This is a genomic window from Photobacterium ganghwense, assembly GCF_017329545.1.
Lineage (GTDB): Bacteria > Pseudomonadota > Gammaproteobacteria > Enterobacterales > Vibrionaceae > Photobacterium > Photobacterium ganghwense.
Genome location: NZ_CP071325.1, coordinates 2629548 through 2644342 on the forward strand (window position 1 = coordinate 2629548; position 14795 = coordinate 2644342).

At 50.9% G+C, this 14795-nt stretch carries 14 protein-coding genes; 3 read left to right on the forward strand and 11 right to left on the reverse strand.

Annotated elements, in window-relative coordinates; genetic code table 11:
• Positions 1-4: 4 nt before the first annotated feature.
• The 3 genes from proB to frsA form a co-directional block, all read right to left on the reverse strand.
• Positions 5-1195, reverse strand: coding sequence for a glutamate 5-kinase (gene proB, locus FH974_RS11995; RefSeq protein WP_242551829.1), 1191 nt, complete (start codon positions 1193-1195; stop codon positions 5-7).
• A 113-nt stretch (positions 1196-1308) separates the two neighbouring features.
• A complete protein-coding gene (crl, locus tag FH974_RS12000) occupies positions 1309-1713 on the reverse strand; it encodes a sigma factor-binding protein Crl (protein WP_047883901.1) in 405 nt (134 codons plus the stop codon).
• 185 nt (positions 1714-1898) lie between these two features.
• Positions 1899-3158 (reverse strand): esterase FrsA, encoded by a 1260-nt coding sequence (frsA, locus tag FH974_RS12005; RefSeq protein ID WP_084712461.1) that lies wholly within the window; start codon positions 3156-3158, stop codon positions 1899-1901.
• Between the two features lie 230 nt (positions 3159-3388).
• Between frsA and FH974_RS12010 the strand changes: the two genes are divergently transcribed.
• Positions 3389-3706 (forward strand): hypothetical protein, encoded by a 318-nt coding sequence (locus FH974_RS12010; protein ID WP_242551830.1) that lies wholly within the window; start codon positions 3389-3391, stop codon positions 3704-3706.
• 151 nt (positions 3707-3857) lie between these two features.
• Here the strand turns inward: FH974_RS12010 and gpt are convergent, their stop codons facing one another.
• The 3 genes from gpt to vcdP all read right to left on the reverse strand — a co-directional run bounded on the left by gpt (position 3858) and on the right by vcdP (position 6330).
• Positions 3858-4316, reverse strand: a complete 459-nt coding sequence (gene gpt / locus FH974_RS12015) for a xanthine phosphoribosyltransferase (protein ID WP_047883903.1) — start codon at positions 4314-4316, stop codon at positions 3858-3860.
• 53 nt (positions 4317-4369) lie between these two features.
• Entirely contained in the window at positions 4370-5659 is a 1290-nt protein-coding gene (locus FH974_RS12020) for an NCS2 family permease (protein WP_047883904.1), read from the reverse strand.
• 581 nt (positions 5660-6240) lie between these two features.
• Positions 6241-6330, reverse strand: coding sequence for a small protein VcdP (gene vcdP / locus FH974_RS26525; protein WP_479724821.1), 90 nt, complete (start codon positions 6328-6330; stop codon positions 6241-6243).
• 387 nt (positions 6331-6717) lie between these two features.
• On the opposite strand from vcdP, the gene FH974_RS12025 reads away from it, so the two are divergent.
• Positions 6718-8361, forward strand: a complete 1644-nt coding sequence (locus FH974_RS12025) for a methyl-accepting chemotaxis protein (protein WP_047883905.1) — start codon at positions 6718-6720, stop codon at positions 8359-8361.
• Positions 8362-8493: 132 nt separating this feature from the next.
• Positions 8494-9954: an aminoacyl-histidine dipeptidase gene (locus FH974_RS12030; protein ID WP_047883906.1), complete on the forward strand. Its 1461-nt coding sequence runs from the start codon at positions 8494-8496 to the stop codon at positions 9952-9954.
• A 285-nt stretch (positions 9955-10239) separates the two neighbouring features.
• On the opposite strand, the gene dinB is transcribed toward FH974_RS12030, so the two are convergent.
• From dinB to nqrE, 5 genes are all read right to left on the reverse strand, one after another.
• Entirely contained in the window at positions 10240-11331 is a 1092-nt protein-coding gene (gene dinB, locus FH974_RS12035) for a DNA polymerase IV (protein ID WP_047883907.1), read from the reverse strand.
• Between the two features lie 223 nt (positions 11332-11554).
• Complete coding sequence (nqrM, locus tag FH974_RS12040) at positions 11555-11776, reverse strand: (Na+)-NQR maturation NqrM (RefSeq protein ID WP_047883908.1); 222 nt, start codon at positions 11774-11776, stop codon at positions 11555-11557.
• 9 nt (positions 11777-11785) lie between these two features.
• A complete protein-coding gene (locus FH974_RS12045; protein ID WP_047883909.1) occupies positions 11786-12808 on the reverse strand; it encodes an FAD:protein FMN transferase in 1023 nt (340 codons plus the stop codon).
• A gap of 140 nt (positions 12809-12948) precedes the next feature.
• A complete protein-coding gene (nqrF, locus tag FH974_RS12050) occupies positions 12949-14172 on the reverse strand; it encodes an NADH:ubiquinone reductase (Na(+)-transporting) subunit F (RefSeq protein WP_047883910.1) in 1224 nt (407 codons plus the stop codon).
• Between the two features lie 22 nt (positions 14173-14194).
• Positions 14195-14791: an NADH:ubiquinone reductase (Na(+)-transporting) subunit E gene (gene nqrE / locus FH974_RS12055; RefSeq protein WP_047883911.1), complete on the reverse strand. Its 597-nt coding sequence runs from the start codon at positions 14789-14791 to the stop codon at positions 14195-14197.
• Positions 14792-14795 lie beyond the last annotated feature (4 nt).

Consider the following 14795-nt stretch of genomic DNA (forward strand, 5'->3'; position numbering starts at 1 on the left):
TTCTTTAAATAACGACCAGATCATCACGATGAACGGCAACCGGACCGTATTCGTAGCCCAGCACCTGGTAGATATCCTGGCTGTGCTTGCCGGCAATCTTAGACAAATCTTTGCTGGAGTAACGGCAGATACCCCGTGCCAACAATTCACCACGGGTGCTATAGATACGCGCCACTTCTCCCCGCTCGAAATCCCCGCGAACTTCGGTGATCCCTTTCGACAGCAAGCTGCTGCCCCGCTTTTGTACGGCAGCAACCGCACCGTCATCGATCACGATATCGCCTGCTGGCGGAGGCCCGGCCAAAATCCAGCGCTTGCGGCTTTCCAGTGGGGATTCCAGCGGCAGGAAGCGAGTACCAACCGACTCACCATTGGTCAGGGCAGAAATCACATCCGGGCGACTGCCTGCGGCAATGGTCACTTCAATGCCGGCACGACGTGCTACGTCAGCCGCTTGCAGCTTGGTTGCCATGCCACCGGTACCCAGTCCGCCCACACTGCCACCGGCAATCTTGCGCAGGGTCTCGTCAATGGTATGGACTTCACGGATCAATTCCGCATCCGGGTTATTACGCGGATCGGCCGTAAACAGCCCCGGCTGATCGGTCAACAATAGCAGCTTGTCAGCTCCGGTCAGAATGCCAACCAGCGCGGACAGGTTATCATTGTCACCCACTTTGATTTCGGTGGTCGCCACCGCGTCGTTTTCATTAACGATCGGGATAATGCCGTTATCCAGCAGCGCAACAATCATGTCCCGCGCATTGAGGAAACGCTCGCGATCATCCAGATCAGCACGGGTCAGCAGCATCTGCCCCACGTGTAGGCCGTAGATCCCAAACAGACTTTCCCATTCCTGAATCAGTCGGCTCTGCCCTACCGCAGCCAGCAACTGCTTACTGGCCATGGTTTTGGGCAATTCGGGGTAACCAAGGTGCTCACGTCCCGCGGCAATTGCGCCGGACGTAACGATGATGACCTTGTGCCCCTGGCGGCGAAGTAAAGCACACTGCCTTACCAGCTCAACCATATGGGCACGATCCAATTTCAGGGTACCACCAGTCAGTACACTGGTTCCCAGTTTGACAACAATGGTCTGGGAAGCAACGGTCGTTTCTTGCTTCGTCTGCGCCTGAGCGGCACGCACGGCAACACGACTGGTTTGCTGTTCTTGAAGGAAATTTGTCTCTGCCATAGGGATCTAACAAAAATAATGAATAGACTGACGTTGTATCAATACGCTTAAAAAATCACAAGAAAAATGCGCCATTAAGGCGCATTTTTCTTGGCAATAAACAACTTTTTAACTCAGGCGGCGCTACCCAGTTCGGGTTCTTCCAGCGCTTTAGAGGCGGTTAATGAAAGTCCCAGTTCATCAACCAGCAAGCCCTTTAATTTCGGATAGAAATCATCCAGCGTCTGCTGCACAGCCTGAACGTGTTTCGCGGGCACGGTGTCCTTATCCCACTCCCCCTGATCGTTAAACCGACCAAACTGGTAGTGATACTCAAACCCGTTTTTCGTCGCTTCCATGATCAGCCACCAGCCCCAGAACTCACGTTCTTCCGGTGCTTTCTTGGCGCTGATACAGCTCGACAGGCAGTCAAAGAAAAAATGTCCCTCTGCAGAGAGATTCTGGCGAAGATAAGGCCCCAACGCCGTAAGCTTGGTCATCAAACGGCCATGCGGGGGAAAAGTCACTTGCGTTGTCATCGTCGTTCTCCATCCTTAGCAATCAATCAGCGGTGTTATCCCCCAGCCTGTATGGCTGGCCTTGCTGGGCAAGGTAGCCGGCATTCCTTCCGGCTTTTGTACCCACCATTTAAGCCCTAATACGCTGAAATTGCAACATTCCGTTTACAAGATTCCGTTGGCAACATTGCGTTCAGCGACAATGATCAGGCCAGTTTTTCTTTCAGCCAGTCAACCACTGTAGTCATGGCACGGTGGTAGCCGTCATGCAGAGGTTTGTCAGGCAGGGTAATGGCTTTACCGCCCCAGCTCGACATCGCAATCAGCTGGTTATCGATTTCAGTACATACCGGGTCACCTTTCAGGCCAATCCCCAGCATCGGTATCTCAATTTTCCGGCGACCAACCAGCCCTTGCAGCTTCAGCGACCAGGCCGGGAGATGAGAGGTCAAACTCGCTTTGGAGACCCCGTTTTTCCCCATCCGGGACGCCATCATATCCAGGTACATACGCGGCATTGAATCCAGACGTTTTGGATCAGCCAACGCGGTATGAATCATTCCCCCCAAGCTGATACAGGTCTTGAGTCGGGTCGGCTCAAGAAAACCGAGGCGAATGGCCGCATTACCACCGAAACGTAACCCCAGCATGGCAACCCGGGTGTGATCGACCCATGGCACGTCTTTGACCTGTTGCAGTAACGCCTGGTGAAGACGACTGGTGTCTTCCGTCAGTGACCAGTGGCTACTGTGTCCGACAGAGGGCATGTCCAGCGTGATCATGGCAAACCCGGCCGGGCCGAAATAGTCTTTGTACAACCGCCACAGATCCGACTGAAGCGTATCCAGCCCGCCACTAACAATAACGGTCGGCAGCAATTTATCGGTGCAAGGCAGATGGATAAAAGCCTGGAACGTCTTGTTGTCGTACTTCACATCTATGGTACGCATCTGATGTGGCAGCTTTTCCATGGCTTCGCGGTAAGTCTGATTCGACTGCAGCTCCGCCTGTGCGGCCAACTCATCCCCTTTAAGGTGCGGGTAAGCCCCCACACTGTAGTACATACTGGCAATCAGCAGTTCTTCCGCAGCCTTTTCCACCTCGCCGTTTTCGAGCATTTCCCGAGCTGCCTTCTGCCTTCTCGCCCCGACCTGACACCACTCATACACCCAGTTTCCGGGCTTATAGCCAATCACAGTATCCAGCAAATCGTCGCGGGTACGGGCTGCTTTCGAACTGGCAATACGGGCAAAGATGGCCTCCATCTCAATAGGGTCAATCCCCTGCCAGATCCATTGCGGACGACGCATAACCCGATACCAGCCAGCTTCACTGTCGCCATCCAGGGCGCTGTGAATCGGCGTATCTTTAACATGGGCGAGCTTTACCAGGCTGGATGTTTCTTTCGACGTTTGGCGTGGAGCAAACAGCTTTTCAGATAGGTTGGTTTTGGACGGTTCAGACACGTGGGACTCCATCTCTGTCGCGACGCGCTGCCACGGCAAAAAATGGCGGCGTCATGTAGTAGGTTCTTGTGAAGAGTATACCATCCATCAAATGCTTACTATATGCCAGCCCTAACAAAACCGGCATCCGGACTGGACAAGTCACGGGGAATGCCGGTACGCGTTTCTCAAGCCAAACAAACGTCAGCTATGCTTGTACTTACCGAGCAGTATTTCGTACGGTGAACAATATGCGTAGTCCTGATATGCGTAGCCTTATTATGCTGATTAGCGTGGTTTTCTTTTCCGGACAAGCTCTGGCGTTTGGCAGCGGTGGCTCTATGGGGGGAAATCCCGGCGAAGCCTCAGGTGGGGTCAATGCCAAAACCGCCTTATGCCTTGATGTCTCGGGAGAGCGGATACCCGGCAGTTACCAGACCAAACTTGAGCGCCAGTGCGACATTACCGGTAATACCGCCGTTGATCTGATTAACTTCAACAATTTCTATCGCAATAAACCCCACAACGAGTCCTTATCTGATATCCGGGCCAAAGCCCACCGCACTTGATAGGACGATTCAAAGAATGCGACGACTGGCTTTTCACTACCAGTGCCAACCGGTCAAATCACCGTCAATCACAACAAGCAGGCAAAAAGAAAGGAGCCTTTCGGCTCCTTTCCTGTGTGCTTTGCTTCGCGATAACAGATGCTGTCGACAATTAGCGCTTGGCAATCGGGTCAACAAATGTCACTGCCATATCCCAAGGCTGCTCAATCCAAGTATCCTGAGGAATGTCAACCACGTAGTCATCAACCAGGTGTTTACCCGCAGGCTTCGCACAAACGGTCACAAATTTTGCTTTCGGATACATCTGACGAATCACTTCCGCCGTACCGCCAGTGTCCACCAGATCGTCAACCACGATGAAACCTTCGCCGTCACCGTCTGCTTTTTTCAACACGTTCATATCGCGCTGGTGATCGTGGTCGTAGCTTGAGATACACACGGTATCTACGTAACGAATACCAAGTTCACGAGCCAGAATGGCAGATGGCACCAGGCCACCACGGCTAACGGCAATGATACCTTTCCATTGATCCGCAGGCAGTAGTTTTTCTGCAAGCTGGCGGGTATACATTTGCATGTTATCCCAAGTGATGACGAACTTATTACTCATATCCGATGAACCTCTGAGTCAGCGGCAGCGCCGCTGGATGGATTTATAAACTTTTATAGGAAAATAATTTTAGCAAGAAACAGGGCAGCAATTACCCAGACGCTGATATTGATATCCCGCCCTTTACCACTCATCACTTTGACAGCAGCATAGGTAATAAAACCAAGACCAATTCCCTCTGCTATGGAATATGTTAACGGCATCAGTAGGCAAACCACAACTACTGGTGCTGCTTCTGTTAAGTCGCGCCAGTCAATACTCACCAAACCGGACATCATCAGGATGGCAACATAAAACAGCGCGCCTGCTGTGGCGTAGGCTGGCACCATACCGGCCAGCGGAGCAAAAAACAGCGACAGCAAGAACAGGACACCGACGGTAACGGCTGTCAGACCGGTGCGGCCACCAACAGCAACGCCCGAGACACTCTCAACGAAAGAGGTCGTGTTTGACGTCCCCAGAACCGCGCCCACAGATGTTGCCGTACTGTCAGCCAGCAGCGCACGGTTCAGGCGTGGTAGTTTGCCGTCTTTGTCCATCAGGTTCGCTTTTGTCGCCACACCCACCAGGGTGCCGGCTGTGTCGAACAGGTCAACAAACAGGAAAGCAAACACAACAGAAATCAGTCCAACTTCCATCGCGCCGGAAAAATCCAGTTGCATAAAGGTTGGTGCAATGCTTGGTGGCATAGAAACAACACCGTTATATGCCACTTCACCGAACACAATACCCATTCCGGTTACAACCAGAATAGCAATCAGTACCGCCGCTTTGTAGCCACGGTGTACCAGCGCAATGGTCAGGAAAAAGCCCAGCGACGCCATCGCGGCAGGGAAGCTGGTCAAGTCACCAATGTGTACCAGCGTGGCAGGGTTATCAACCACAATGCCCGAGCTTTGCAGAGCGATGAAAGCCAGGAACAGACCGATACCGGCAGAGATCCCCGTACGCAGTGCATGAGGAATCGCATTGATGATCCACTCACGAACCTTCAGCACACTCAGCGCAATGAAGCACAGGCCGGAAAGGAAGACCGCAGCCAGAGCGACCTGCCAGGTATGCCCCATGCCCAGAACAACACTGTAGGTAAAAAATGCATTGAGGCCCATACCCGGAGCCTGAGCGACCGGATAGTTCGCGACAAAGCCCATGATAAAACAGCCCACCATGGCAGCCAGACAGGTCGCAACAAAAACCGCGCCCTGATCCATCCCTGTCGCCGACAGCATAGTCGGGTTGACGAAGATGATGTAGGCCATGGTCAAAAAGGTGGTAAGGCCCGCCAGAACTTCAGTCCGAACATCGGTACCGTGTTCTTTCAGTTTGAAGAGTTTCTCAAGCATTGCTCTCAATTCCTTGGAGATATTACGCAAGTGTTGTTGTGTCTGTCTCGGCCTGAGCCAACATCAAAGTTAACGTCTGCCCGAACGAAAAATAGAAAACGTTTGCGTTTTCTATTTTTGGGTGGCGATTATATGCCTCTAGCTCATCAATTTCCAGAAAATAACGTATTTATCACTAATCCACGCCGACAAATGGATAAAAACCCATCCCACCTTCTGAACCGCCAACACAAACCACTTATAAAACAACAAACTAAAATACAAATACGTTGAGTGTATTTTATTCAGGTGGGATTTTTCCGGGAAACGCAATCGATAATCTGTGCAGATTGAGCCACATATTTAGCCCTTACATCGAGATGTAATCGAATACATCACAGGCTGGCAAAATTCCGGCAACATTTAGGAGAGGGATTCAGGAAAAACACGCAAAAAAAAACGCCACTCCAAAAAGAAGTGGCGCTAAGAATGTAACTATAAACCGAAGAGCGGTTTTAAGAGATTCTCAAATTAAGGGGGTGAACAATACAGTTCGATACTTCGCACTCTGTCACTCAGAACAGAGAGCCAAGAGTCAGAAATTAGTAGCCGAATGAGCTTGGGTACTGGAAGTTAGCAGTATAAACAGAGCGCATGTTCCAATATTTTGTAACAGATTCAAAAACTTTCATTATTATCACCTTTAACTATTAAGCAAATACACACATAAACAATCGTGTTCGGCCTGCTTGGCTTCACTTAATCTCGGTTCCCTGGAGGCGATTGATCGGGCTCATCCTCGAGCAACTTGTTATGTCGTTTATCTTCTCTCTGAAGATGAGGCTAATATACCCAAATCGTAATAAACTTTCAAGCAATTTCTTTAACTTCGTCACATTTTTCATTACCAATAGGGACTATCACGCTTATATTGTAATTTTATTACAAAAAGGAATATTCCTTCTTTAACGCCCTTGAGACCAAAGTGTAACCGAGCCCTCTTGATCCTCTGACAACATGCAACATATGCTTAACACTGGTGATTATGCAATAACTATAATAAGGACAGAGGCAAAACCATGGCACGATTCCAACAACTCAGAGCACTCTCCATTAGCAAGCGTCTATACCTCATGGGTATCACAATTACCTTCCTGACTCTTGCCCCACTCATTCTCTTTGTATCCAGCTATCAGTCTGATTTTATGAGTCAGAAACGTCTTCAGACCCGGCATCTAGTCGAAACGGCATACAGCGTAGTGGAACATTTCTATCAGCAGGAACAACAGGGAGCACTTTCCCGTCCGGCCGCTCAGCAGCAGGCTAAAGCCGCCATCGCCGCTTTGCGGTATGAAAAAAATGACTATTTCTGGCTCAATGACATGACGCCAGCCATGATCATGCACCCGTTCAAACCGTCCCTGGATGGGAAAAGCCTGACCGATTTCCATGATCCGAACGGTACTCCCCTCTTTGTCAACATGGTCAATGTCGTTCGCCAACAGGGACAGGGATTTGTCGATTACTATTGGGAGAAACCCGGCTATGATGTCCCGGTTGCCAAAATCTCCTATGTCAAAGGTTTCACTCCCTGGGGTTGGATCGTGGGCTCCGGTATTTATGTGGATGATGTACAGGCCCTGTTCTTCGCTAAACTGAAACAGCTCGGCGGGATGCTGGCCGGCTCACTCTGTCTGATGTTTGCCATTGCCTGGTATATCGGACGTTCTATCACAGCTCCCTGTGAGGAAACCGTGGCCGCGATGGAAGATATCGCCGGTGGTGACGGCGATCTGACACAACGCCTGCCAAGTCTGGGGAATGATGAGCTGGCCCAGCTTGCTCGCGCCTACAATACATTTGCTGAACGATTATCGGGCATGCTGCGAGACATGGCTCCGGTCAGTACCCAGATCACCGCGGCCGCCACCCAGCTCAACAGTGTTGCCTCACAAACTGCGACGAGTGCTGCCTCATCGCACCGTGGTATTGACAGCGTCGCTGCCGCGATGAATGAACTGCACACCAGTAATCAGGATGTGGCACAAGCGGCCCTGCAGGCGGCTGATGCCGCGACAGAAGCCCACCAGCAAAGCGAAGACAGTATCGCAGTGGTCTCGACCGCATCGGATGAGATGCGAGCCCTGCTGACATTGCTGGACGAGGCCAACAGCAGCGCCCAGGCGCTGGCCCAGGATTCCGAAACCATCGGGTCGGTGCTGGATGTCATTCGCGGCATTGCAGAGCAAACCAATCTGCTGGCACTGAATGCGGCCATTGAAGCCGCCCGGGCCGGTGAACAAGGTCGTGGTTTTGCCGTGGTAGCCGATGAAGTACGCACCCTCGCCACCCGAACGCAAACCAGTACCAATGAGATAGAAACCATTATCGGTAGCTTGCAGACCAAAGCACACAGCGTCAGCACGGCCCTGCTGGAAACGCGGGAGCAGTCGGCCAGTACAGCAGGTCATGCCGAGCAAGTGGCAGATGCCCTGACTGTCGTGGGCAGCCATATCACCCGTATTCGCGAGCTGAACCAGCATATCGCCGAAGCCAGTGGACAGCAGACGCTGGCAGCCGAAGAAATCAATATCAACCTCAGTCACCTGACAGAGCACAGCCACCAGACTGTTGAACAAGGCGACCAGATTGCTGCTAGCAGTGAACAATTACTTGCCAGCGGTCACAGTCTTGAAAGGCACATTCGCCATTTCAAGATTTAGCTGTAACCGGATCAGGCGCAGTGGTATCCTTGAGGTCAATTGCGATGGTGAATTATGCTAATAACTTAGGTGTATATAGCAGATTTCATCTACTTAATCGCACTAAACTGAAAGTTTATAAAGGAGACTGCTGTGTCTGAAATCAGTCAACTATCGCCACAAGTTGTGTGGCAATTCTTTGACCAAATCTGCTCGATTCCTCACCCATCTAAGCATGAGGAAGCTCTGGCACAACACATCATTACATTTGCCGAAGGAGAAGGCCTGGAAGTTCGCCGTGATAGCGTCGGTAACGTCTTTATCAAAAAACCGGCAACACCGGGAATGGAAAACCGCAAGGGTGTGGTTCTGCAAGCGCACATTGATATGGTGCCGCAGAAAAATGAAGACACAGACCATGATTTCCTGACTGATCCTATTCAGCCTTACATCGACGGCGAATGGGTGACTGCAAAAGGCACCACACTGGGTGCCGATAACGGCATGGGCATGGCTGCGTGTCTGGCCGTGCTGGCCTCGAAAGACATTGAACATGGCCCACTGGAAGTTCTGCTGACAATCGACGAAGAAGCCGGTATGACCGGAGCCTTCGGCCTGGACAAAGGCTGGCTGGAAGGCGAGATTCTACTGAATACTGATTCAGAGCAGGAAGGCGAAGTGTACATGGGCTGTGCCGGCGGTGTTGACGGCGCCCTGACCCTGACGGTAAACCGTGAAGCGGTACCGGCGGATCATCAGGCACTCAAGCTGGTGGTAAAAGGCCTGAAAGGCGGTCATTCTGGTTGTGACATTCACACCGGCCGTGGCAATGCCAACAAGATTCTGGGCCGTTTCCTGTTCGGCCACGCGCAAGATCTGGGTCTGCGCCTGCACGCCGTAAACGGTGGCAGCCTGCGTAACGCCATTCCGCGTGAAGCCAACGCAGTGGTTACCCTGCCTGCGGCCAATGTCGATAAGCTGAACGAACTGTTTGCGCATTACCAGGAGCTACTGGTTGCTGAACTGGGTCGTGTTGAAACGGGCATTAACCTGTTCACTCAGCCTGTTGAGCTGCCGTCAGATGTGATCGTTGAAGCTGACCAGCAACGTTTCACTAACCTGCTGAACGCGTGCCCGAACGGTGTGATTCGCATGAGCGACGACATCGAGGGTGTGGTTGAGACGTCACTGAACGTGGGTGTGATCACCACCGATGCGGACAAGATCACTGTGCTGTGCCTGATCCGCTCGTTGATCGACTCTGGCCGCAGCAACGTGGAAGGTATGTTGTCAGCAGTTGCTGCACTGGCTGGTGCTGAGTGCGCATTCTCTGGTGCTTACCCGGGCTGGAAACCAGATGCCGATTCAGAAGTGATGCACCTGTTCCGTGACACCTATGAAGCGATTTACGGTAAAAAACCAAACATCATGGTTATCCATGCCGGTCTGGAATGTGGCCTGTTCAAAAAGCCATATCCGGAAATGGATATGATTTCGTTCGGTCCGACGATCAAGTTCCCGCATTCGCCGGATGAGAAAGTGAACATTGAAACCGTTGGCCTATTCTGGGATCAAATGCAGGCAATCCTGAAAAATATCCCGGTTAAGCAGTAATACCGGATCAGGGTTTCAGCCTGAGTGCATCATAAAAAGCGAGTCCGGGTGACTCGCTTTTCTTTTTGCGCTTTTCCTTTAGCATTTTTCTTTTAGCAAATACTGCGCGTCTTCTCTTCGTTCTTTTACGCACTTCGGCTTACATGGCACTTTCCTGTATCCCTCAATAGCCAGCATCACTGCGGCTTTCCGTTCATCCGTTCAGTCTCGCCCTGACTATCGGTATTCAATGTCTGCCTCCCGTGCCATCCTGAATTGAAGCCCGTGATCGACTCTAGACTTCATTCAAAAGCCTTCAAATGACAGCTGCTGCGCTTTAGTGCCCAGCTCCAGCCCGACATTTATCCCAATCAAACGGATCTCCCTGTCCTTCTGGCGGGTCAGGGCTTCTTTCAGTAACGCGGTAAACTGGGTCTTATCAAGTCGGCCCTGAGTGTGCTCAACCGTTGTCTGCTGAAAATCAGCAAATTTCACTTTGACTCCCTGGCGGGCAATTGTCAGGTCAGGTTTTACCCTGCGCAGCCGGTTTTCCAGTTCAGGATAAAGCCGCTCGATCACCTCCCAGCATTCGTTGTAAGTGCGAATGTTGTGAGAAAAAGTCCGCTCGACGCCAACGGATTTTCGCGCCCGCTCCACCACCACTTCACGCTCATCAATACCATGCGCACGAGACCACAATGACTGACCAAATTTACCAAACTGCTGCAACAGCATATGACGGTCATAATGCTGTACATCACGGCCTAGATACAGCCCCCGCTCATGGAGCCGCTGGATGGTCACTTTCCCTACCCCAGGAATTTTTTCCAGCTGCAAGTCGGCCACAAACGCCGGTACCGCGTCGGGAGTCACCACAAACTGGCCATCCGGTTTATTCAGGTCAGAGGCTATCTTGGCAATAAACTTCACCGGTGCAATGCCAGCTGAAGCAGTCAGCCCCAACTCTTCTCGGATAGCACGGCGGATATCTTCCGCAATCAGGGTGGCCGAGCCATGCAGTAAGGAGCAGTCGGTCACGTCGATATAAGCTTCATCCAATGACAGAGGCTCAATCTTGTCGGTATAACGCTGAAATATAGCCCGGATTTGCTGTGATACCTCTTTGTACACCCCCATTCGCCCGGCAACCAGGGTCAAATGCGGACATAACTGAAACGCCCGTGCTGTCGGCATCGCTGAGCGAACACCGTATTTACGGGCCAGATAATTACAGGTACTGATCACTCCGCGCTGTTCAGAGCGGCCACCGATCGCTATCGGAATATCACGCAACGCCGGGTTATCACGCATTTCAACAGCCGCAAAAAAGCAATCCATATCCACATGGATGATTTTGCGCTGAATCGGCAGCTGCGTGATAGGGGCAACAGGTGACATAAGGTCTCACAGTAACTGTTCATATATACAGTAACCATTATAGTGAGAGCGTGCCGGAGTGTGAAGCCCCACAACAAGGCGGAGGAAGTGTTAGCGAAGACTGAGAAACACGAAAAAGTTACCACTTACAAACCAGTGCTAAAATCTGACAGTGATTATTGATACTGAAAAACAAACACCCCGGCGCAGGCCGGGGTGTTTGGGGGTAAAGCATCAAGCAGAATTACAGAATCTGATTCTTCTTCCACTCAGCTTGGCGCGCAGCACGGGCTTCACGCTTTTTACGGGCGTCACAAGGCTCCGGGCAATCACATTCTTTTTCAATGCCAATGCTGCCAAGACCACCGCAGCTGCCGCTGACAGTTTTACGCTGGAAAATGTAGCCCACTGCCATAGCAGCGATCACCAGCAGAAATACCGCAAACGTTGTCAGATAAATAGCCATGATATTTCTCTACTTCTGTTTCATGTAGGGAGCAAATGCATCGGAAGCAAATTCCGTGAAGCCCTGCTCGGTTTTAACAATCAGGAGAACCGGCAGGCCTTCCTGGTTCGCCAGCGCCAGTGCTTTTTCCTCACCCATTACGGAAAACGCCGTAGCCAGGGCATCAGCCGTCATGCAGGACTCATCCAGCACAGTGACCGATACCACGTGGTTATCAATCGGATGACCTGTATTCGGATCAATCAGATGAGAGTAACGGACACCGTTCTCTTCAAAATAATTCCGGTAATCACCAGATGTTGCCACAGCCATATCACCCGGTTCAATCACTTCCTGAATCGCGCGGCTGCCATCTTCAGTCGGTTTCTCGATAGCAATACGCCATGCTACACCTTCCTGATTTTTACCTTTCAGGCGCAGCTCACCACCCACTTCAACCAGGTAATCAGCAATATTCAGATCATCAAAGTAATCGGCAATCACATCCACGCCAAACCCTTTGGCGATAGAAGACAGGTCAACGTACAACTCAGGGATTGCTTTTCGCAGGGCATTGCCTTCAACACTCAGGTGTTCAATGCCGACAATCTCACGACGGACTTCTAGCTCATCCGCGGTTGGGGTTTTCTCCGGACGCGCTTCCGGGCCGAAGCTCCACAGGTTAACGATTGGCCCGACAGTTACATCCAGCGCACCATCAGTCAGCTTAGACAGCCGAATCGCTTCCTTAACCACTTTTGCCGTGTCTGCTGAAACCGTAAACGGCTCAGTAGAACGCGATTGGTTAAATTGACTGAGCTCGGAATGCTTACGGTAAGTCGACATCTGATCGTTCACCAACTCCAGACGACGATCAATCTCAGCCTGCATGTCCGTTGCAGCCGGTAAGCCTTCCTGCTTAATCAACTTAATAGAGTAATAAGTTCCCATTGTTGAGCCCTGAAACTGAACCAGCTCTCGCTGATCGCCACAGGCCGACAGGGTAAATACAAACACAAGCATCCAGAATGCTTTGTTCAGGGACATCTTCATCAACAACTCCAAAGAGAATCACTGTTAGCGGGTACTTACACCAACAGAATAACCACAGAAAAATTGTCATCACCCGGGGGCATGACGAAAAAAGGCTGACCCTTCATCAGGGTCAGCCAGTTTTTCCGGGTTGCGGCTAATTAGCCACCGAAGTCATCCAGTAGGATGTTTTCGTCTTCAACACCAAGATCTTTTAGCATGCCGATTACAGCAGCGTTCATCATTGGTGGACCACACATGTAGTATTCACAATCTTCTGGTGCATCATGATCACGCAGGTAGTGTTCATACAGCACGTTGTGAATGAAGCCAGTGTAACCATCCCAGTTGTCCTCAGGCTGAGGATCAGACAGTGCACAGTGCCATACGAAGTTTTCGTTTTCAGACTGCAGCATGTCGAAATCTTCAACGTAGAACATTTCACGCTTAGAACGGGCACCGTACCAGAAAGACATCTTACGCGTAGAGTGCAGACGCTTCAGCTGGTCGAAGATATGTGAACGCATTGGCGCCATACCCGCACCACCACCGATGAAGACCATCTCTGCGTCAGTATCTTTGGCAAAGAACTCACCGAATGGACCAGAAATCGTACACTTATCACCTTCTTTCAGTGACCAGATGTAAGATGACATCTGACCTGGTGGTACGTCTGGGTTATTTGGCGGCGGCGTTGCGATACGCACGTTCAGCATGATAATGCCGAACTCTTCTGGGTAGTTCGCCATCGAGTAAGCACGGATGATTGGCTCATCCACTTTAGACTCGTAACGGAACAGATTAAATTTGTCCCAGTCGCCACGGTATTCTTCTGGAATATCGTAGTCTGCGTATTTCACATGGTGAGCTGGCGCTTCAATCTGGATGTAACCACCTGCACGGAAAGGTACAGACTCGCCATCCGGGATTTGCAGCTTAAGCTCTTTGATGAATGTCGCTTTGTTATCGTTAGAGATAACTGTACATTCCCACTTCTTAACGCCGAAGATTTCTTCTGGCAGCTCGATGTCCATGTCAGATTTCACGTTAACCTGACAGGCCAGACGCTCACCTTCACGGGCTTCACCTTTAGAGATGTGGTCAAGCTCAGTTGGCAGAATGTCACCACCACCTGATTTGATTTTCACGCGGCACTGACCACATGAACCACCACCACCACAAGCAGATGATACGAAGATACCGTTACCTGCTAGAACACCTAGCAGCTTGCCACCCGCAGCGGTTGTAATCGCTTTTTCCGGGTCGCCATTTACTGAGATAGTAATGTCACCTGATGGTACCAGCTTGGATTTAGCGAACAGAATCACTAGAACCAGAGCCAGGATAATCAGGGTGAACATAACTACGCCAAGAATAATATCCATTAATTATTCCTTTTTATCCTGATTACAGCTGAACACCGGAGAAGGACATGAAGCCCAACGCCATAAGGCCGACAGAGATGAAGGTGATGCCTAGGCCACGCAGACCAGCAGGTACATCAGAGTACTTCATCTTCTCGCGGATACCCGCAAGCGCAACGATTGCCAGCATCCAACCGATACCAGAACCGAAGCCGTAAACCACAGATTCAGCAAAGTTATAATCACGCTGTACCATGAACGATACACCACCGAAGATCGCACAGTTAACGGTGATCAGCGGCAGGAAGATACCCAGCGCGTTATATAGCGGCGGGAAGAAACGGTCCAGAATCATTTCCAGAATCTGTACCAATGCCGCGATAACACCGATAAAGGTGATGAAGTTCAGGAAGCTGAGATCAACGCCTTGAACCAGAGCACCGTCTTTCAGCAGCAGGTTGTAAACAAGGTTGTTTACCGGTACAGAAATGGTCAGTACAACCGTTACTGCAACACCCAGACCGAAAGAGGTCTTAACTTTCTTGGATACCGCCAGGAAGGTACACATACCCAAGAAGAATGACAGCGCCATGTTCTCGATGAAAATCGAACGAACCAGCAGGCTTAGATAATGTTCCATGTTC

Excerpts from the sequence above, each read along its gene's own strand:
- proB (WP_242551829.1), bottom strand. The coding sequence starts at position 1,195 with ATGGCAGAGACAAATTTCCTTCAAGAACAGCAAACCAGTCGTGTTGCC.
- crl (WP_047883901.1), bottom strand. The coding sequence starts at position 1,713 with ATGACAACGCAAGTGACTTTTCCCCCGCATGGCCGTTTGATGACCAAG.
- FH974_RS12010 (WP_242551830.1), top strand. The coding sequence starts at position 3,389 with ATGCGTAGTCCTGATATGCGTAGCCTTATTATGCTGATTAGCGTGGTT.
- gpt (WP_047883903.1), bottom strand. The coding sequence starts at position 4,316 with ATGAGTAATAAGTTCGTCATCACTTGGGATAACATGCAAATGTATACC.
- FH974_RS12020 (WP_047883904.1), bottom strand. The coding sequence starts at position 5,659 with ATGCTTGAGAAACTCTTCAAACTGAAAGAACACGGTACCGATGTTCGG.
- vcdP (WP_479724821.1), bottom strand. The coding sequence starts at position 6,330 with ATGAAAGTTTTTGAATCTGTTACAAAATATTGGAACATGCGCTCTGTT.
- FH974_RS12025 (WP_047883905.1), top strand. The coding sequence starts at position 6,718 with ATGGCACGATTCCAACAACTCAGAGCACTCTCCATTAGCAAGCGTCTA.
- dinB (WP_047883907.1), bottom strand. The coding sequence starts at position 11,331 with ATGTCACCTGTTGCCCCTATCACGCAGCTGCCGATTCAGCGCAAAATC.
- nqrM (WP_047883908.1), bottom strand. The coding sequence starts at position 11,776 with ATGGCTATTTATCTGACAACGTTTGCGGTATTTCTGCTGGTGATCGCT.
- FH974_RS12045 (WP_047883909.1), bottom strand. The coding sequence starts at position 12,808 with ATGAAGATGTCCCTGAACAAAGCATTCTGGATGCTTGTGTTTGTATTT.
- nqrF (WP_047883910.1), bottom strand. The coding sequence starts at position 14,172 with ATGGATATTATTCTTGGCGTAGTTATGTTCACCCTGATTATCCTGGCT.
- nqrE (WP_047883911.1), bottom strand. The coding sequence starts at position 14,791 with ATGGAACATTATCTAAGCCTGCTGGTTCGTTCGATTTTCATCGAGAAC.